This is a genomic window from Micromonospora sp. CNZ299, assembly GCF_002754415.1.
Genome location: NZ_PEFG01000001.1, coordinates 6,077,149 through 6,098,688, shown reverse-complemented (window position 1 = coordinate 6,098,688; position 21,540 = coordinate 6,077,149). Strand labels below are relative to the sequence as shown.

The 21,540-nt window shown below is 71.8% G+C and carries 1 protein-coding gene; it reads right to left on the bottom strand.

The window, feature by feature from the left end; all coding sequences use genetic code 11:
- Positions 1-119: 119 nt before the first annotated feature.
- Positions 120-21,524 carry an SDR family NAD(P)-dependent oxidoreductase gene (locus tag CLT68_RS33985; protein WP_486482340.1) on the bottom strand — a complete coding sequence of 7,135 codons (21,405 nt, stop codon included), beginning with the start codon at positions 21,522-21,524 and terminating at the stop codon, positions 120-122.
- Between the last annotated feature and the right edge of the window lie 16 nt (positions 21,525-21,540).

The following is a 21,540-nucleotide window of genomic DNA, read 5'->3' as shown; positions in this document are numbered from 1 at the left end:
GTCGTGCTCCCCGTTGCATCGAAGCTTATAACATAACAGTGTCGTCACTTGGACAACGCAATTGTCACGTTTCGGGCAGGTAACCGTCCTGTGACGACGAAGTTCACGTCGGCCTCTGGTCATAGTTGACTGTCGATGAAGTCGAAGATTTCCTCGTCGCTCGCGGAGTCCAGCCGATCGGGGGCCGGGTCGGCGCCCGTGCCACGCTGGGCGAGGCGCGCGCCAAGATCGTGAAGCCGTTCGGCGATCGCCCTCCTGACGTCCGATCCGTCCAACGCCGCGATCGCCGCCTCCAGCCGATCCAGTTCGGCCAGTACCGCACCGCCACCATCAGCGGCCGTCTCGGCCGGCCGCAGCTCCTCGTGCAGGTAGCGCGACAGCGACGCGATCGTCGGGTGGTCGAACACCAGCGTCGTGCCCAACCGCAGCCCGGTCACGGCGCTGAGCTGGTTGCGCAGCTCCACGGCGGTCAGCGAGTCGAATCCCAGTTCGAGGAAGCCGCGGTCCGGGTCGAGAGTCTCCGGCGTCGGATGCGCCAGCGTCTCGGCGGCCCGTCGGCGCACGAGGTCGAGCACGGCCTCGTACCGGCTGTCGTGCGGCATGCCGGACAGCTGACGCAGCCACGCCCGGCTGACGTCGCCGGCCGGCTGCCTGCTCCCGGTGCGGATCAACCGCCGCAGCAGCTGCGGAAGAGCACCCGCGGCCGCCCGGGCGGTGAGCACCGTCCGATCCAGGCGAGCGGGCACCAGGTGCGCGCGGCCGGACGCGAGCGCCGCGTCGAACAGTGCCAGCGCCTCGCCCGTTGCCAGCGGTACGACACCGCCGGCACGGATTCGAGCGATCTCCGCACCGCCGAGTCCGCCCGTCAGCTCGGAAGCCTGCTCCCAGAGACCCCAGGCGAGTGCCGTGCCCGGCAGGCCCCGCGCCCTGCGGTGCTGTGCCAGCGCATCGAGGAACGTGTTGCCGGCCGCGTAGCTCGCCTGTCCCGCGCCGCCCTGCACTCCGGACAGCGACGAGAACAGCACGAACGCCGCGAGGTCGAGATCGCGGGTCTGTTCGTGCAGGTTCCATGCCGCGTCCACCTTGGGCCGCAGTACGGCGTCCAGCCGCTCCGCCGTCAGATCGGTGACCACCACGTCGTCCAGCACACCCGCGGTGTGGATCACCGCGGTCAGCGGATGCGCGGCCGGTATGCCTGCCAGCAGGTCGCGGAGATGGCCACTGTCCGCGACGTCGCAGGCCAGGATCCTCACCTCGGCCGGCAGCGCGGTCAGCTCCGCGGCGTTGTCGGCGGCCGGCCCGCGCCGGCTGACCAGCAGCAGGTGCCGCACGCCGTGCTCGGCGACCAGATGCCGGGCCAGCGACGCCCCCAGGGCGCCCGTCCCTCCGGTGATCAGGACGGTGCCCTCGGGATTCGGGGCGGCGGCGTCCGCGGCGAGCTGCGCCGCCGGGACCAGCGCGGGGATGAGGATCCGGCCGTCGCGGATCGCCACCTGCTGCTCCCCACCGGCCGCCGTAGCGGCGACGAGTTCCTCGTCCGCACCGTCGGAGTCGACCAGCACGAACTGGTCCGGATGCTCGTTCTGCGCGGATCGCACGAGTCCCCAGACCGTCGCCTGCGCCGGGTCGACCTGCTCGCGGTCGTCGACCGCCACCGCGCCGGAGGTGACGATCACCAGCCGGTCGTCAGCGGCATGGGGGGCGACCAGCCAGTCCTGCACAGCGGCCAGGACCCGCTGCGCGGCAGCGTGCGCGGAACCGGCGACATCCACGGTCTCCTGCGGACGGCAACGCAGGACGACGCTGCCGGAACGGGAAGGCCCGCTCGGTCCGGGCACGGCGTCCCACCGCAGCTCGAAGAGGGTGTCCCTGGCCGGTCGGCCGGACAGCGCGAATTGTTCGGTGCTGACCGGCCTCGTGAGCACCGAATCCACGGTGGCCACGGGTGAACCGTCGTCCGCGGCCAGGTCGAGGCGGAACGAGTCCGAGCCGGTGGAGGACAGGCGCGCCCGCAGCGCGGACGGTCCGGTCGCGTACCAGCGGACGCCGCGCCAGGCGAACGGCACACCGACCTCGGCGCCGCCGTCGGAGACCGCGACCACGTGCGCGTGCATGACGGAGTCGAACAGCGCGGGATGGATCGTGTGCCCGCCGGTGGTCAGGCCGACGGCCAACTCGGTCTCGGCATACAGACCGTCCGGCGCTCGGTAGGCGCTGCGCAGACCCTGGAAGGCGGTGCCGTACCCGTACCCGAGTTCGGTCAGCTCGGCGTAGGCGTCCGTCAGGTCCAGCTCCGCTGCGCCGGGCGGCGGCCACGTGGCGAGGCCGACCGGCGGCTCGGTGGCGCTGGTGTGATCGCCGGAGGCGAAGGTCCCCTCGGCGTTGCGGGTCCACTCCGCGTCGGTCGCGTCGCCGTCGCGTGAGTGGATCGTGACGGTTCGCCGGCCCGTCTCGTCGGGCGCGCCGACCGCGACCTGGGTCCGCACCGTACCGCTGGGCGGCAACACGAGCGGGGCCTGCACCGTCAGTTCCTCGATCTCGGTGCAGTGGACCTGTTCCGCGGCGTGCATCGCCATGTCGAGGAATGCGGTGCCGGGCAGGACGACGGTGCCGAAGACAGCGTGGTCCGCCAGCCACGGGTGGGTCGCGGTGGAGATCCGGCCAGTGAGGATCACGCTGTCCGCAGCGCCCGCGGGTTCCACGAGTGCGGTCAGCAACGGGTGCGCGGTGGCGGTCAGGCCGGTGGAGGCGAGATCGGCGCGAACCCTCGGGTGCAGCCAATAGGGCTGGTGTTGGAAGGGGTAGGTGGGCAGGGCGATGTGCTGGTGGTCGTTGTGGAGGGTGTGCCAGTTGATGGTGGTGCCGTGGGTGTGGATGGTGGCGAGGGCGTCGGCGAGGTCGATATGCCGGTTTTTGTTCTGGACGGCGGTGGTGGCGGTGTCGGTGATGTGGGGGATGAGGGTGGGGTGGGGTCCGATTTCGATGTGGTGGGTGACGCCGTGCTTGTTCAGGGTGGTGATGGCGTCGGTGAAGGTGACGGTGTGGCGCAGTTGTGTGGCCCAGTGGTCGGCGGTGACGTCGGTCAGGGCCTGCCCGGTGAGGGTGGAGATGATGGGGATGCGGCCGGGTTGGTGGTGGATGTGGGCGATGGCGGCGTGGAATTCGTCGATGATGGGGTTCATCAGGGGTGAGTGGAAGGCGTGGCTGACGGTGAGTCGTTGGGTGCGGATTCCTGCTTCGGTCAGCCGGGTGTTGACATCGTCGATGGCGGTGGTGGTGCCGGCCAGGACGAGTGACGTGGGTGAGTTGATCGCGGCGATGGTGACGTCGTCGAGGTAGTCGGTGATGGTGTCGGTGCTGGTGTGGGCGGCGAGCATGGCCCCGCCGGGCGGGAGGCTGTTCATGAGTCGGGCGCGGGCGGTTACCAGGGTGCAGGCGTCGGCCAGGTTCAGGATGCCGCTGATGTGGGCGGCGGTGATCTCGCCGATGGAATGTCCGACGAGGTAGTCCGGGGTGACACCGTGGTGGGTCAGAAGGTGGTGCAACGCGGTTTCGTAGGCGAACAGGACGGGTTGGGTGTTGATGGTGTGGTCGAGTTCGTGGGTGCGGTCGCCCCACATCAGTGCTGGCAGGTCGAGGTTCATCTCGGCGCTGATGGTGTTGATGGTGTCGGCGAACACGGCATGGTGTTGGTAGAGGTGCTGGCCCATGCCGGGGTGCTGGGCCCCTTGCCCGGGGTAGAGGAACGCGGTCTTGCCGCTGGTCGCGTGGACGATGGGCAGTCGCCCCGCGGCCAGGTCGGGGAGCTGCGAGACGGTGATGACAGCGCGGTGTTCGAAGTGGGTGCGGCCGGCCAGGGTGTGCGCGACCTGGTGCAGGCTCAGGTCGGGTCGATGAGTGAGGTGCTCGTGTAGGCGGGCGGCATAGTCGCGTACCGCTTGCGGGGTTTTGCCCGACAGCGGTAGCAGAACTTGTCGGTCGGTGGTGGGGCTGTCGGTGGCGGGTGCGGCTGGTTCAGGTTGGGGTGGTTCTTCGAGGATGAGGTGGGCGTTGGTGCCGCTGATGCCGAAGGAGGACACGGCGGCGCGGCGGGGCCGGTCCCCGGCCGTCCAGGGTTGGGCTTGGGTGAGCAGGGCGACGTGTCCGCTGTCCCAGTCGACGTGGCTGCTGGGTTGGTCGACGTGCAGGGTGTGGGGGAGTTGCTGGTGGCGCATGGCCATGAGCATTTTGATGATCCCGGCGACGCCGGCGGCGGCTTGGGTGTGCCCGATGTTGGATTTGATGGAGCCGAGCCAGAGCGGGGTGTCACGGTTTTGGCCGTAGGTGGCGAGGATGGCTTGGGCTTCGATGGGGTCGCCGAGTCGGGTGCCGGTGCCGTGGGCTTCGATGGCGTCGATGTCTGTGGGGGTGAGGCGGGCGTTGGCGAGGGCTTGGGTGATGACGCGTTGTTGGGCGGGTCCGTTGGGTGCGGTCAGTCCGTTGGAAGCACCGTCCTGGTTGACGGCGCTGCCCCGGATCACCCCGACGATGGGGTGGCCGTTGCGGCGGGCGTCGGACAGCTTCTCCAACAGGAGCATGCCGGCGCCCTCACCCCAGCCCGTCCCGTCGGCGCCGTCGGCGAACGACCGGCACCGCCCATCCGGCGACAACCCGCGCTGGCGGCTGAACTCCACAAAGATGCCGGGTGTGGCCATCACGGTCACTCCACCGGCCAGGGCGAGGGAACACTCGCCACTGCGGAGAGCCTGCGCGGCCAGGTGCACCGCCACCAGCGACGACGAACACGCCGTGTCGATCGTCACCGCGGGCCCCTCCAGGCCGTAGGTGTAGGCGACCCGACCTGAGGCGACGCTGCTCGCACTCCCCGTGGCCAGGTGGCCCTCGAACCCGTCGGGCGCCCGTCCCAGGCGGGTGCCGTAGTCGTCGTACATCACGCCGGTGAAGATGCCGGTGTCGCTGCCGCGCAGGGTTTCGGCGGGTATGCCGGCCTGTTCGAAGGTTTCCCAGCTGGTTTCGAGCAGCAGGCGTTGCTGGGGGTCCATGGCGAGGGCTTCGCGGGGGCTGATGCCGAAGAAGTCGGGGTCGAACTGGTCGGCGTCGTGCAGGAACCCGCCGTGGCGTGCGTAGGTTTTGCCGGTGCGTTCGGGGTCGGGGTGGTGGATGTCGGGGTCCCAGCCGCGGTTGGTGGGGAACTCGGTGATCGCGTCGACACCGTCGGCCAGCAGCCGCCACAGCTGTTCGGGACTGGTCGCCTGGCCGGGGTAGCGGCAGGCCATCGCCACCACCGCGATCGGCTCGTCCGACGCCGCCGTTCGCGCGACGGCACGCGGCTCGACCGGGGCGGCGGTGTCGCCGACCATGCCGAGCAGCAGTTCACCGAGCGCCGACACGCTCGGGTAGTCGAAGGCGAGCGTGGAGGGCAGCCGCAGGCCGGTCGCCGCGCTGAGCCGGTTCCGCAGTTCGACCGCGGTCAGTGAGTCCAGACCGAGCTCGTTCAGGGCCCGTTCCGGATCCACGGCTTCCGGGGCAGCATGGCCGAGGATCGTCGCCACCTGTCCGCGTACGAACGCATGCACGGCGATCCGGCGCTCGTCGGTACCGAGCGGGGCCATCCTGCGCCGCCAGCCCTGGCCGCCGCCATCCTGCCGCCGGCGCCGGCCCGACAGTGGGACCAGCTCGCTCAGAAGCGCCGGCAGCACGCCCGACTCCGACTGAGCACGCAGGGCGGCACGGTCGAACCGCGCCGGAACGAGATGCCCCTGCTCACCGGTCACCGCATCGAAGAGCGAGAGCGCCTCGGCGGTCGGCAACGCCTCCAGACCGCTACGGCGCAACCGGTCGCGGTCGGCGTCGCCGAGTCCGCCGGTCATTCCGCCCTCCTGCTGCCACCAGCCCCACGCCAGCGAGACGGCCGGCAGGCCGAGAGCCTGCCGATGCTGGGCCAGCGCGTCCAGGAAGGTGTTGGCGGCAGCGTAGTTCGCTTGGCCGGGCGCTCCCAGCGTGCCCGCGGCCGAGGAGAAGAGAACGAACGCGGCCAGGTCGAGATGGCGGGTCTGCCGGTGCAGGTTCCAGGAGGCGTCCACCTTGGCGCGCAGCACCGCGTCCAGGCCGGGCCGGGACAGCTCAGTGATCACCGCATCGTCGAGCACGCCCGCCGTATGCACCACTGCCGTCAGCGGGTGATCTTCCGGGATCGCATCGAGCAGCGCCGCCAGCTGTTGCGGGTCGGCCGCGTCGCACGCGGCGACCGTCACCGCCACCCCCAGGTCGCGCAGATCCCGGGCCAGCTCGGCGACGCCCGGCGCGTCGGGACCACGCCGGCCGGCCAGGACCAGCCGGCGTACGCCCGAGGCCACCGCGAGGTGCCGGGCAACGATCGCGCCCAGCGCACCGGTGCCGCCAGTGATCAGAACGGTGCCGTCCGGGTCGAACGAGGCCCTCGACCCGGCCGAGGCCACCGTGAGCCGCGGCACCAGCATTGCGCCGTCCTTCAGCGCGAGTTCTGCCTGCCCGGTGGCGAGCGCCGCGCCGAGGTCTGCGGTGCCATCGGTGTCCACGAGCACGAAGCGGTCCGGGTGCTCGCTCTGCGCGGACCGAACGAGCCCGTTCACCGCGGCGGCGGCCAGATCCGCACCCGTGATCGCGCCCCGGCTTACGAACACGAGCCGGCCGTCGGCCGGTACCTCGGCGGAAAGCCACTCCTGGATCAGGTCCAGCGCGGCCGCGGTCAGCCGATGCGTCTCGGCGGCCATGTCGTCCCCGTGCGCGGCGACGCGCACGACTACGGCGTCCGGACCGGCCGAGTCGCGGACAGCTGCGGGATCGGCCGTGCCTAGGTCGTACTCGGCTGACACGCTCACCGGCGGGCCGGCCGGGCGCGGGCCCTTCACCCAGGCGAGCCGGAACAGGGAGCGCCCAGCCTCGCCGGTTCCGGAGAGCCGGAGCGGGCGGGTAGTCAGGCCGTCGATGCTCAGCACGGGCATGCCGGTGTCGTCGACGCCGGTGAGGCTCGCCGAGTGCGGACCGGTCCGGTCCAGGCGGACACGCAGCGTACGCGCCCCGCGGGCGTGCAGGCGGACTCCGGCCCAGGAGAACGGCAGCTCGACCTCATCACCGTCGCGCGCGGTGAGCACCGCCGCGTGCATGGCGGCATCGAGGAGTGCGGGGTGCACTGCATATTCGGAGCCGGTGACGGTGTCCGGCAGGACCGCCTCGGCGTGCAGGCCGTTGTCGTGGCGGAACGCGGTACGCAAACCTTGGAAAGTGGGCCCGTAGTCGTAGCCGCGGTCGCCGAGCCGTTCGTACGCGTCGGTCAGGTCGACCGGGTCCGCGGCAGGCGGCCAGGGTCCGACCGCCGGGTGGTCTTCGGTTTCGCCGGCCGGGGCGAGCACGCCTGTCGCGTGCCGCAGCCCGGCCCGGTCGCCGCCCGGCGGAAGCGACCTGATGGTCAGCGTTCGACGGCCGTCATCGTCCGGTGGGTCGACGGTGAGTTGCACGGGCACGGGCACGGGCGCGGTCGCGTCGATGACCAGCGGAGCTTCGAGGGTCAGCTCCTCGATGACGTCGCAGTCGAGCAGCTCCGCGGCGTGCAGGGCCAGGTCCAGGAACGCCGTGGCCGGCAGGAGAGCCCTTCCCGCGACGGTGTGGTCGGCCAGCCAAGGCTGGGCGGACAGGGAGAGTCGGCCGCTGAGCAGCAGGCCGTCCCGGTCGAGTCCGACGAGGAGGCCGAGGAGGGGATGTCCGCTAGGTGTCAGACCACTGGCAGCCAGGTCGGCGGTGGGTGCCGGGTCGAGCCAAAAGCTGCGGTGTTGGAAGGGATAGGTGGGCAGGGCGATGTGCTGGTGGTCGTTGTGGAGGGTGTGCCAGTTGATGGTGGTGCCGTGGGTGTGGATGGTGGCGAGGGCGTCGGCGAGGTCGATATGCCGGTTTTTGTTCTGGACGGCGGTGGTGGCGGTGTCGCTGATGTGCGGGATGAGGGTGGGGTGGGGGCTGATTTCGATGTGGTGGGTGACGCCGTGGGTTTTGAGGGTGGTGACGGCGTCGGCGAAGGCGACGGTGTTGCGTAGTTGTTCGGCCCAGTGGTCGGCGGTGACGTCGGTCAGGGCCTGGCCGGTCAGGGTGGAGATGACGGGGATGCGGCCTGGCTGGTGCTGGATGTGGGTGATCGCGGCGCGGAACTCGTCGATGATGGGGTTCATCAGGGGTGAGTGGAAGGCGTGGCTGACGGTGAGTCGTTGGGTGCGGATTCCTTGCTCGGTCAGTCGGGTGTTGACCTGGTCGATGGCTGCGGTGGTGCCGGCCAGCACCAGGGAGGTGGGGGAGTTGATGGCGGCGATGGTGACGTTATTGAGGTGGTGGTCGGTGATGGCGTCGCGGTTGGTGTGGGCGGCGAGCATGGCCCCGCCGGGCGGGAGGCTGTTCATGAGTCGGGCGCGGGCGGTTACCAGGGTGCAGGCGTCGGTCAGGGTCAGGATGCCGGAGACGTGGGCTGCGGTGATCTCGCCGATGGAGTGTCCGGCCAGGTAGTCGGGGGTGACGCCGTGGTGGGTCAGGAGCTGGTGCAGGGCGGTTTCGTAGGCGAACAGCACCGGTTGGGTGTTGATGGTGTGGTCGAGTTCGTCGGTGCGGTTGCCCCACATCAGTGCCGGCAGATCCAATCCCAGCTCGGCGCCGATGGTGTTGATCGTCTCGGCGAACACCGGTTGCTGCTGGTAGAGGTGGCGGCCCATGCCCGCGTGCTGGGCCCCTTGCCCGGCGTAGAGGAAGGCGGTCTTGCCGCTGGTCGTGTGGGTGATGGGCAGTTCGCCGGCGGCCAGCTCGGGCAGCTGGGATGCGGTGATGACGGCGCGGTGTTCGAAGTGGGTGCGCCTGGCCAGGGTGTGGGCGACCTGGTGCAGGTTCAGGTCTGGCCGGGCGGTGAGGTGCTGGTGGAGGCGGGCGGCGAAGTCGCGCACGGCCTGTGGGGTTTTGCCGGACAGGGGCAGCAGCACCGGGCCGCCGTCGCTGGCGGAGGCTACTGCTTCAGAGGTGGGTGGTTCTTCGAGGATGAGGTGGGCGTTGGTGCCGCTGATGCCGAAGGAGGACACGGCGGCGCGGCGGGGCCGGTCCCCGGCCGTCCAGGGTTGGGCTTGGGTGAGCAGGGCGACGTGTCCGCTGTCCCAGTCGACGTGGCTGCTGGGTTGGTCGACGTGCAGGGTGTGGGGGAGTTGCTGGTGGCGCATGGCCATGAGCATTTTGATGATCCCGGCGACGCCGGCGGCGGCTTGGGTGTGCCCGATGTTGGATTTGATGGAGCCGAGCCAGAGCGGGGTGTCACGGTTTTGGCCGTAGGTGGCGAGGATGGCTTGGGCTTCGATGGGGTCGCCGAGTCGGGTGCCGGTGCCGTGGGCTTCGATGGCGTCGATGTCTGTGGGGGTGAGGCGGGCGTTGGCGAGGGCTTGGGTGATGACGCGTTGTTGGGCGGGTCCGTTGGGTGCGGTCAGTCCGTTGGAAGCACCGTCCTGGTTGACGGCGCTGCCCCGGATCACCCCGACGATGGGGTGGCCGTTGCGGCGGGCGTCGGACAGCTTCTCCAACAGCAGCATGCCGGCGCCGTCGGAGAATCCGGTGCCGTCGGCGTTGTCGGCGAATGATTTGCAGCGTCCGTCCGGCGACAGTCCGCGTTGGCGGCTGAATTCGGTGAAGATGCCGGGTGTGGCCATCACGGTCACTCCACCGGCCAGGGCGAGGGAACACTCGCCGCTGCGCAGGGCCTGCGCGGCCAGGTGCACCGCGACCAGGGATGACGAACACGCGGTGTCCACGGTGACCGCCGGCCCCTCCAAGCCGAAGGTATAGGCGATCCGGCCTGAGGCGACGCTGGTTGTGGTTCCGGTGAGGAAATAGCCTTCGAGGTCTTCTGGTGGTCGACGCATGTCGCCGTATCCCTGGGTGATGACGCCGGTGAAGATGCCGGTGTCGCTGCCGCGCAGGGTTTCGGCGGGTATGCCGGCCTGTTCGAAGGTTTCCCAGCTGGTTTCGAGCAGCAGGCGTTGCTGGGGGTCCATGGCGAGGGCTTCGCGGGGGCTGATGCCGAAGAAGTCGGGGTCGAACTGGTCGGCGTCGTGCAGGAACCCGCCGTGGCGTGCGTAGGTTTTGCCGGTGCGTTCGGGGTCGGGGTGGTGGATGTCGGGGTCCCAGCCGCGGTTGGTGGGGAACTCGGTGATCGCGTCGACACCGTCGGCCAGCAGCCGCCACAGCTGTTCGGGACTGGTCGCCTGGCCGGGGTAGCGGCAGGCCATCGCCACCACCGCGATCGGCTCGGTGTCCGAGCCGACCGCCGCTGCGACAACCGGAACGGCGTGGACCGCCGACGCGGGGGCGTCGAATATCTCGCGGAGCAGGAACTCCGCGAGCGCGATGACCGTCGGGTGGTCGAAGACGACCGTCGTCGGCAGGCGCAGGCCGGTCGCCGCGTTTAAGCGGTTCCGCAGCTCGACCGCGGTCAGCGAGTCGAAACCGAGTTCCTTGAGCGGACGGTCGGCCGCCACAGCCTCGGCGCCGTCGTGCCCGAGCACGGTTCCGACGTGCGCCCGGACCAGCTCGACCGCCGCGTCGTGGCGTTCCGGCTCGGACAACGCGGTCAGACGCTGGAGCAGCGAGGCCGAGGTGCCGCCCGACGCGGTACGGCGGGACCGCGTCGTTCCGTTGACCGCCCTCGGGTCCAGCCGCGCCGCGACCAGGGAGGGACTGGGCAGACCGACGGCCGCGTCGAAGAGGGCAAGTCCCTCCTGCGTGCTCAGGGGCAGGACACCACTGCGCCGCATCCGGGCCAGGTCGGCCCTGGTGAGCCGCTCCGTCGCCGCGCTGGTCTCTTCCCAGAGGCCCCAGGCGAGGGAGGTGGCGGGTAGGCCTTGGGTGTGGCGGTGGTGGGCGAGGGCGTCGAGGAAGGTGTTGGCGGCGGCGTAGTTGGCTTGGCCGGGTGCGCCGAGGGTGCCGCTGATGGAGGAGTAGAGGACGAAGGCGCTGAGGTTGAGGTGCCGGGTCTGTTCGTGCAGGTTCCAGGCGGCGTCGATTTTGGGTTTGAGCACGGCGTCGAGCTGCTCGGGTGTCAACGACGCGATCGGCGTGTCTTCGAGAACCGCGGCGGTGTGGACGACGGTGGTCAGCGGATGTTCGGCGGGGATGCCGGCGAGCAGGTCGGCGACCTGTTGAGCGTCGCTGATGTCGCAGGCCACCAGGGTGACGGACGCGCCGTGTTCGGTGGCCGCCCGGCGCAGCTCGTCCGCGTGGGGAGAGTTCGGTCCCTGACGGCTCGCGATGACCAGATTGGCCGCGCCGGTGGTGGTGAGGTGGTGGGTGAGGTGGGTGGCGAGGGTGCCGGTGCCGGTGATGAGGGTGGTGCCGTTGGGGTGGGGTGGGGTGGGGAGGGTGAGGACGAGTTTTCCGGTGTGGGTGGCTTGTTGGAGGGTGCGTAGGGCGTGGTGGGTGTGGTGGATGGGGTGGGTGGTGGTGTGGGGGTGGTGGAGGTGGTTGTGGTGGAAGAGGTTGAGCAGGGTGGTGAGCATGTGGTGGATGTGGTCGGGGTGGGTGTGGGGGAGTTGGAAGGGGTGGTAGGTGAGGTGGGGGTGGGTGTGGTGGGTGTTGTGGCGTAGGTCGGTGGTGCCCATTTCGATGAAGCGGCCGCCGGGGTGGAGGAGGTTGAGGCTGGTGTCGGTGTGGTGTCCGGCGAGGGCGTTGAGGATGACGTGTTGGTGGGGGAATTGGTGTTGGTAGTCGAGGGTGCGGGAGTTGGCGATGTGGGTGGGTGGTAGGTGGGGGGTGAGGGTGTGCCATTTGGTGGGGTGGGCGGTGGCGTAGATGGTGGCGCCGAGGTGTTTGGCGATTTGGGTGGCGGCGGTGCCGACGCCGCCGGTGGCGGCGTGGATGAGGATGTTTTCGCCGGGTTGGAGTTTGGCGAGGTGGGTGAGGGCGTAGTAGGCGGTGAGGTAGGCGACGGGGATGGCGGCGGCTTGGGGGTAGGTCCAGTGGTGGGGGATGGGGGCGAGCAGCCGCCGATCCGTCACCCCGACGGGCGCCATCGTGCCCGGCAGCAGGCCGAAGACCCGGTCACCGGGCGCCATGTCGGTGACGTCGGAGCCGACCTCGAGCACCACGCCGGCGCCGTCCGAGCCGATCAGGGCATGGGGATCGGGATACATGCCGAGCGTGATCAGCACGTCCCGGAAGTTCATGCCGGCCGCCCGGATGGCCACCCGGACCTCGCCCTCTCCGAGCGTGCGCTCCGCGTCCGGGTTCGGTACGAAGCCCACCCCTTCGATGGTCCCGCGGTTCACCACGCCGAGCCGCCACGAGTCGCCCGCTGGCGGAATCAGCATGTCCGACGCGGCGCTCACCAGCCGCGGCGCGAGGACTCGCCCGTCCCGCAGCGCGAGTTGCGGCTGTGCGGTCGCCACGGCGGCCGCGATGGTGGGCAGGTCGACGGGCTCGTCCACGTCGACCAGCACGAACCTGCCGGGATGTTCGCGTTGTGCACTGCGCAGCAGACCCCATACCGGTGCCAGGCGTAGGTCGAGGTCCTCCTCGTCGGTCACCGCCACGGCGCCGCGAGTCGCGACCACCAGGACGCTGTCGCCCTGCTGGTCATCCGCGAGCCAGCTCTGCACCATCTCCAGCGTTCCGGCCAGGGTGGCCCGGGTCGTCTCGGCGACGCCGTCGCCGGCGGCCGCGACCGGATAGAACAGGACGTTGGCCGGTGCGGGCTCGGCGGCGGCGAGCGCCGGCAGGTCGGGCAGGATTCGTACGCCCGTCAGGCCCGCGTCGTCCGCCCCCAGCACGGCCCACGTGTCCGCGTCCGCCTCGGCGGCCGGCACGGTAAGCGGCTCCCAGCGCAGCCGGTACAGCGAGTCCGCTGCCGAGCGGGCGCCGCCGAGCTGGTCGAGTGAGACGGGACGGGTGACAAGCGACTCGATCGAGGCCACCGGTTCGCCGGTCGGGTCGGCCAGCAGCAGGCGATAGGCGCCGCTCGCCGTCGGCGTGATGCGGACCCGAAGGGCGGTGGCACCCACGGCCTGCAACCGGACACCGGTCCAGGCGAAGGGCAGACCCATCGTGCCGGGATCGGCCCCAGTGGCCTCCAGCACCAGCGCGTGCAGCGCGGAGTCCAGCAGCGCCGGGTGGATGGCGAACCCGTCCGTGGCGACGCCGTCGGGCAGGCGTACCTCCGCGTGGAGTTCGGCGCCGTTGCGCCAGGCCGCGCCCAGCCCCTGGAACGCCGGGCCGTACTCGTAGCCCGCGGCGGCCAGCCGCGAATAGGCATCGGTCAGGTCGACCCGCTGAGCGTCGGCGGGCGGCCAGGCGGTGAGTTGCTCGACGGACGCCGGGGACGCGTCGGTGGCCAACGTGGCGGTGGCATGCCGGCGCCACGTCCCCTCCTCCGGACGCCGCGAGTGGATGGTCAGGGTCCGGCGCCCGTTCTCGTCCGGCGCCTCCGCCTTGAGTTGCAGACCGACCGGCTCGTCGCCGTGCAGGATCAGCGGGCTTTCGAGGGTCAGCTCCTCCACCAGATCGCAGTCGAGCCGGTCACCTACCTGGACGGCCATCTCCAGGAACGCGGCACCGGGCAGCAACACCGTCCCCGGGAGGGCGTGATCGGCGAGCCAGGGATGCGTCGCCGGGGAGACCCGGCCGGTCAGCAGCAGCGTGCCCGATTCGGCCAGCTCCACTGCCGCGGACAGGAACGGATGGTCGGGCAGTTGCTGGCCGATGCCGCTCAGATCTGTGGTCCGCGGCGCCGCCGCCCAGTACCGCGCGCGCTGGAACGCGTACGTCGGCAGGTCCGCGGAGTCCGTCGGGCCGCTGCCCGCGTCATCGAACAGGGTGGCCCAGTCGACAGGTACGCCCTGGGCGAAGGCCTGGGCCGCCGAGGTGAGCAGCCGCCGCCGGCCGCCCTCGTCGCGCCGCAGCGTCCCGACGACCACGGCCCGGGCGTCGACCGAGTCCACGGTGTCCTGGATGCTCGTCGTGAGCACCGGGTGCGCACTCACCTCGATGAAGGCCTCCCGGCCCTGCCCGGCCAGTGCCCGGATGGCCTGCTCGAACAGCACCGGCTCGCGCAGGCTGCGGTACCAGTGATCCGCGCCCATCTCGTGGCCGTCAAGCTCCGCGCCGGTCACCGTGGACTGCAGCGGCATGATCGAGGGCTGGGGTCGTACGCCGGCGAGTTCGGCCAGGATCCGTTCGCGCAGGGTCTCGATGTGTGGGGTGTGTGAGGCGTAGTCGACGTCGATGCGGCGGGCTCGTACGCCGTGGGCGTGGTAGTCGGCGAGCAGCGCGTCGAGGGAGCCGGGGTGGCCGGCGACGACCGTGGTGTTGGGACCGTTGATGGCGGCGATGTGCAGGTCGGGATGGTCGCTGAGGCGCAGTTCGACGTCTGCGGCTGGCTGCGGCACCGATGCCATGCCGCCGGTCCCGGCGATGGCGGTGATCGCCTGGCTGCGCAGGGCGACGATGCGGGCGGCGTCCGGCAGGGTGAGTGCGCCGGCGATGTGGGCGGCGGCGATCTCGCCCTGCGAGTGACCGACCACCGCCTCCGGCTCGACGCCCATCGCCTGCCAGGTCCGGGTGAGCGCGATCATCATCGTGAACAGCACCGGCTGCACCACGTCGACCCGCGACAGCGGGGGCGCGTCAGGGGCGCCGGTCAGCACGTCGAGCACCGACCACCGCAGATGCGGTTGCAGTGCCTCCGCGCACTCGCGGACGGAGGCGGCGAACGGCGGTGAGGCGTCGAGCAGCTCTCGGGCCATCTCGGCCCACTGCGATCCCTGCCCGGGGAAGACGAACACCGGTCGGCGCGCCCTCGGAGCGTGGTCCACCACCAGGCCGGGCACCGGCCGGTCGTCGGCGACGGCCCGGAGCGCCTCGTCGGCCTCGGCCCGGTCGGCCACCACCGCTACGGCGCGGTGCTCGAAGTGGGTGCGTGTGGTCGCCAGGGCATACGCGACCGCGACCAGGTCCCGCTCAGGTTCGGTGTCGAGCCATTTCCGCAACCGTTCTGCCTGCGCGCGCAGCGCCTGCGGGCTGCGGCCGGACAGGATCAGCGGCACCGGCCGGGCGGCGGTGTCGGTGGATCGCGGCGCCGCGGCAGCGGGCGGCTGTTCGAGGATGACGTGCGCGTTGGTGCCGCTGATGCCGAACGAGGAGACGCCGGCCCGCAGCGGTCGGTCGTCCGCCTGCCACGGCTGCGCCTCGGTGAGCAGCTGGACCGCTCCGGCCGTCCAGTCGATGTGCGGGCTGGGCTCCTCCGCGTGCAGGGTGGGCGGCAGGACCCCGTACCGCATCGCCATGAGCATCTTGATGACGCCGGCAATGCCGGCGGCGGCCTGGGTGTGCCCGATGTTCGATTTGATCGAGCCGAGCTGGAGCGGCCGATCCGCCGGCCGTTGCCGGCCGTAGGTGGCGAGCAGCGCCTGAGCCTCGATCGGGTCGCCCAGCCTGGTCCCGGTCCCGTGCGCCTCGACCGCGTCCACGTCCGCCGGGCTGAGCTGGGCGGCGCCCAGGGCCTGCCGGATGACCCGCTCCTGGGCGGGACCGTTCGGTGCGGTCAGGCCGTTGGACGCGCCGTCCTGGTTGACCGCGCTGCCCCGGATGACGCCGAGGATGGTCCGCCCGTTGCGCTGCGCGTCCGAGAGCCGTTCCAGCAGGAGGACTCCCGCTCCGTCGGAGAAACCGGTGCCGTCGGCCCGGGCGGAGAACGACTTGCACCGGCCGTCGGGGGCCACGCCGCCCTGCTCGCCGATCTCGGTGAAGACCGAGGGGGTGGCCATGACGGACACGCCGCCGGCCAGCGCCATGGTGCATTCGCCCAGGCGCAGCGCCTGCGCGGCCAGGTGCAGGGCGACCAGCGACGAGGAGCACGCGGTGTCCACCGTGATGGCGGGACCTTCCAGGCCGAACGTGTACGCGACCCGGCCGGAGGCGATGCTGCCCGCGCTGCCGCCGGCATAGTCGTGGTACATGACGCCGGTGAAGACGCCGGTGCGGCTACCCCGCAGCGTCTCCGGGACGATCCCGGCCCGCTCCATCGCCTCCCACGACACCTCCAGCATCAACCGCTGCTGGGGGTCCATCGCCTGCGCCTCGCGCGGGCTGATCCCGAAGAAGGCCGGGTCGAACTCGGCCGCGTCGTAGAGGATGCCGCCTTCGCTGGTGTAGGTCTGCGCGGCGTCCGTCTCCCAGCCGCGGTCGACGGGGAACGCGGATATCGCGTCGGTGCCGGCCGCCACCAGGTGCCACAGCTGCTCCGGCGTGGCGGCGCCGCCGGGGAACCGGCAGCCCATGCCGATGACGGCGATCGGCTCGTCCTCGGCTCCGGTGGCGACCGTGCCGTCCGGTACGGCCGGGTCGTCGGCGGCCAGCCGCAGCAGGTGCTCGGCGATGGCCACGATCGTGGGATGATCGAAGATCAGTGTGGCCGGCAACCGCAGACCGGTGGTGGCGGCGAGCCGGTTGCGCAGCTCGACGGCGGTCAGTGAGTCGAAGCCGAGGTCGCGCATGGTCCGGGCGGGGTCGATCGTGGCCGGCTGGGCGTGCCCGAGGACCGCGGCGACGTTCACCCGGACCAGGTCGATCGTGCTGTCGCGCCGTTTGCCCTCCGGCATCGTCGCCAGACGGTGCAGCCAGTCCCGGGACTGCTCGGTGTTGTCGGCGACCCGGCGTACCCGGAGGTGGTCGCGCAGCACCGGCGACTGCACGCCTGTGGCGTTGCGACTGATCCGGGCGGCGACGAGGTGCGGGCGATCGGCTGAGAGCCCGGCGTCGAACATTTCCAACGCCTCCGCGGTCGGCAGCGGGCTGATGCCGGTGCGGCGGATGCGCTCGAGGTCCGCGTGGCTGAGCGTGCCGGTCATTCCGCTGCTCTGCTCCCACAGGCCCCAGGACAGTGAGGTGGCGGCCAGGCCCCGTGCCCGCCGGTGGTGTGCGAGCGCGTCGAGGAACGTGTTCGCCGCGGCGTAGTTCGCCTGCCCGGCGGAGCCGAGCACGCCGGCTGCGGAGGAGAACAAGACGAACGCGGCGAGGTCGTGCTCGCTGGTCTGCTGGTGGAGATGCCAGGCCGCGTCGGCCTTCGGCCGCAGCGCGGCCGCGAGGCTCTCCGGGGTCAGCCGCTCGATGATCGAGTCCTCGAGTACGCCGGCGGCGTGGATGACGGCTGTGAGCGGATGCTCTGCCGGGATCGCGGCGAGCAGAGCGGCGAGCTGGTCCGGGTCGGCGGCGTCGCAGGCGGCAATGGTGACCGTGGCGCCGAGCGCGACCAGTTCGTCGCGGAGCTGCTCGGCGCCGGGCGAGCGGAGACCGCTGCGGCTGGTGAGCAGCAGGTGCCGTACCCGGTGGACGGTGACGAGGTGGCGCGTCACGATGGCGCCCAGGGTGCCCGTGCCACCGGTGACCAGGACCGTGCCCGACGGCGCGAAGACGCTGGCCTTCGGGGCGGCAGCCTCTGGGGCGCCGGCCGCCGGAATCAGCCGGGGGACGCGGATCTCGCCGCGGCGGACGGCCGCCTGCGGCTCTGCGGTGCCGAGCGCTCGCCGGACGTCGGCGTCGTCGCCGGGTTCGCCGCCCGTTTCGGTGTCCGTGTCGATCAAAACGATCCGGCCGGGGTGCTCGTGCTGTGCCGACCGGACCAGGCCCCACACGGCGGCCTGTGCCAGATCGACCTCTTCGCCGTCGTCGACCGCGACCGCCCGGCGCGTCACCACGACGAACGGCCCGGCGTCCGGACGGTCGGCGGCTAGCCAGGCCTGCAGCTCGGCGAGCACCCGTGCGGTGACGGCGTGCACGGCTTCGGGAACCGGCGCGAGGTCGGCGCCGGCCGAAGCGTCGAGGAACGCGCCACCGTCGGTGTCCTCGCCCGCGGCGGCCGCCAGCACCGGCCAGGAGAGCGCATGGAGTGCCCGCCGCCGGGCCGGGCCCAGCTGAGCGGTGCTGACCGGGCGGGTCGTCAACGCGTCGACCGCTGCCACCGGCGCGCCGCCCGCGTCGTCGGCGACGATCCGGTAGCCGTTGCCCACCGGGGTGATCCGCACCCGCAGCGTCCGCGCCTCGACAGCGTGCAGCCGTACGCCGCTCCACGAGTACGGCAGCTCGAGGCTGTCGCCGTCCGCAGTGACCAGGACGGCGTGCAGGGCGGCGTCCAGCAGTGCCGGATGGATGCCGAAACCGGCCACCGGTGTCTCCGGGTCCAGCCGGACCTCGGCGCAGATGTCGGCACCGGCCCGCCAGACCGCGCGCAGCCCCTGGAAGACGGGCCCGTACTCGTAGCCGCGTTCGGCCAGTCGCGGGTACGCGTCGGCCAGGTCGACCGGCTGGGCGCCGGCGGGCGGCCACGGCGCGGTACCGGCCTGCGCCGGCGGGGCGCCACCGGTGGCCAGCACACCGGTGGAATGCCGGGTCCACGGCAGGTCCGGCTCGCGGTCGCTGCGCGAGTAGACGGCCACCCGCCGAGCCGGCTCGTCCTCCGGCCCGCTGACGATCAGCTGGATCACTACGCCGCCGGTGGCCGGCAGCACGAGCGGCGCCTCCAGCGTCAGCTCGTCGAGGTGTGCCCGGCCGACGCGGTCGCCGGCCCACAGCGCCAGGTCCACCAGCGCGGCGCCGGGCACCACGACCGTGCCGGCGACCGCATGGTCGGCCAGCCAGGCCTGGGTCTGCACCGAGAGACGGCCGCTGAACACCCGGCCCTGCTCGTCGGCGAGTTGCAGCAGCGCGCCGAGCAGCGGGTGGTCGACCTGCTCCAGGCCGGCCGCGCCGACGTCGGCGTCGCCCGGCGCGTCCAGCCAGTAGTGCTGCCGCTGGAACGGATATGTCGGTAGCTCGACGTGCTGATGCGGGCCGGGATAGACGCTGGCCCAGTCGACGGGCGCGCCATGGCCGTGCGCGCGGGCCAGAGCGGTCAGCAGCTGGGCGCGGCCGCCCTGGTCACGGCGCAGCGTCCCATGGGCGGTGGCGGGCAGCCCGGCGGCGTCGATCGCCTCCTGCACCGGTGTGGTCAGCACTGGGTGCGGGCTCACCTCGATGAAAAGCGTGTGGCCGTCGTCGAGCAGCGCCCGCACCGCGGCGTCGAAGCGGACGGTGCTGCGGAGGTTGCGATACCAGTAGTCGCCGGTCACCCGGTCGCTGTCGGCGAGCCGGTGTCCGGTGACCGTGGAGTACATCGCGACGCGGGGCGGCCGGGCCTGAACGGGCGCGAGCGCCTCGCCGATCCGCTCGCGCAGGGCCTCGATGTCCGGAGTGTGCGAGGCGTAGTCGACGTCGATGCGCCGGGCCCGTACGTCCTGGTCGTGGTAGTCGGCGAGCAGTGCTTCCAGGGATGCGGCGGCGCCGGCGACGACGGTGGCGCCGGGGCCGTTGATCGCGGCGATGTGCAGGTCGGAATAGCGGGTCAGGTCGGGTTCGACCTGGTCGGCCGGCTTCGGCACGGAGACCATGCCACCGGTGCCGGCGATCGACGTGATCGCCCGGCTGCGCAGTGCCACGATGCGGGCGGCATCCGGCAGGCTGAGGGCGCCGGCGATGTGGGCGGCGGCGATCTCGCCCTGCGAGTGGCCGACCACCGCGTCGGGACGTACGCCGTGGTGACGCCACAACTGCGACAGCGCCACCATCATCGCGAACAGGGCCGGCTGCACGACGTCGACGCGATCGATGGAGGGCGCCGCCGGGTCGCCGCGCAGCACGTCGATGAGCGACCAGCCGGTGTACGGCTGCAAGGCCTCGGCGCAGGCGGTGAGGTGCTCGCGGAACACCGGGGACTCGTCCAGCAGCCGGCTCGCCATGCCCGCCCACTGGGAGCCCTGGCCGGGGAAGACGAACACGACGCCGGGGGCGCCGCGCGACTGAGACTCCACCAGGTTCGGGGCCGGCTCACCGACGGCGAGCGCGCGCAGGGCGGTACGCATCTCGTCGGGGTTGTGGCCGACGATGCCGGCTCGCCGCGCGAAGTGGGTGCGGGTGAGCGCGAGCGCCGCGCCGGCCGCGGCGACGTCCGGCGTCTGGTCGAGTACCCGATCAAGTCGGGCCGCCTGGTCCCGCAGTGCCGCATCGGTACGGCCGGAGAGCACCCAGGCGACCGGTCCGCCGGCGGGTTCCGGCGCGGGGTCGGCGGCCGGCGGCTCTTCCAGGATGACGTGGGCGTTGGTGCCGCTGATCCCGAACGACGAGACCCCGGCCCGGCGGGGTGCCCCGTCGCCCGGCCAGGGCTGCTCGCTGGTGAGCAGCCGGACCTCGCCGGCCGACCAGTCGACCTGGGTGCTGGATCGGTCCGCGTGCAGGCTGCGGGGGAGCACCCGGTGGCGCAGCGCCATGATCATCTTGATGACGCCGGCGACGCCGGCGGCCGCCTGGGTGTGGCCGATGTTGGACTTCACCGAGCCGAGCCAGAAGGGCCGGTCTGCGGCGCGGTTCCGGCCGTAGGTCGCGAGCAGCGCCTGGGCCTCGATCGGGTCGCCGAGCGGTGTACCCGTCCCGTGCGCCTCGACCACGTCGACGTCGGCGGTGGTCAGCTCGGCGTTCGTCAGCGCCTGCCGGATGACGCGCTCCTGGGACGGTCCGTTGGGCGCGGTGAGGCCGTGACTGGCGCCGTCCTGGTTGGCGGCGCTGCCCCGCAGCACCGCGAGGATCTGGTGGCCGTTGCGGCGGGCGTCCGACAGCCGCTCCAGCAGGACCAGCCCGGCGCCCTCGGCCCAACCGAGACCGTCGGCGTCGGCCGAGAACGGCTTGCACCGGCCGTCAGGTGCCAGCCCGCGCTGCCGGCTGAACTGCAGGAACACGCTCGGCGTCGCCATCACCGTGACGCCACCGGCCAGCGCCAGCTCGCACTCGCCGCGGCGCAGTGCGTGGGCGGCCAGGTGCAGCGCCACCAGTGACGAGGAGCAGGCGGTGTCGACGCTGACCGCCGGTCCCTCCAGGCCCAGCGTATAGGCCACCCGGCCGGAGGCGACGCTGCCCGCGCTTCCGATGCCGAGATGGCCCTCGTACGCCGGGGGCGCCGGTGTCAGGCGGGAGCCGTAGTCGTCGTACATGACGCCGGCGAAGACACCGGTGCTGCTGCCGCGCAACGAACCGGGTGCGATCCCGGCTCGTTCGATCGTCTCCCAGGCCACCTCCAGCAGCAGCCGCTGCTGCGGGTCGATGCCGAGCGCCTCGCGGGGACTGATGCCGAAAAACTCCGGGTCGAACTCGGCGGCGTCGTGCAGGAAGCCGCCGCGGGACACGTAGGACCGGCCGGCCTGTTCGGGGTCGGGGTCGTAGAGGTCCGGGTCCCAACCACGGTCGGTGGGAAACGACGAGGTCGCGTCGACGCCGTCCCGCACCAGCTGCCAGAGCGCCTCCGGCGAGTTCGCCCCACCCGGATACCGGCAGCCCATCCCGATGACGGCGATCGGCTCGGTCTGCGCGGCGGTGAGCTCCAGGTTCGTCTGGCGCAGGCGCTCGTTGTCCTTCAGCGACGCCCGCAGCGCCCGGACCAGCTGGTCGTCATTGTTCGGCATGGAGAGTCCCATCAGT

What these genes read in the sequence shown, in the direction of transcription:
- CLT68_RS33985 (WP_486482340.1), bottom strand. Translation starts at nt 21,524, where the DNA reads ATGCCGAACAATGACGACCAGCTGGTCCGGGCGCTGCGGGCGTCGCTG.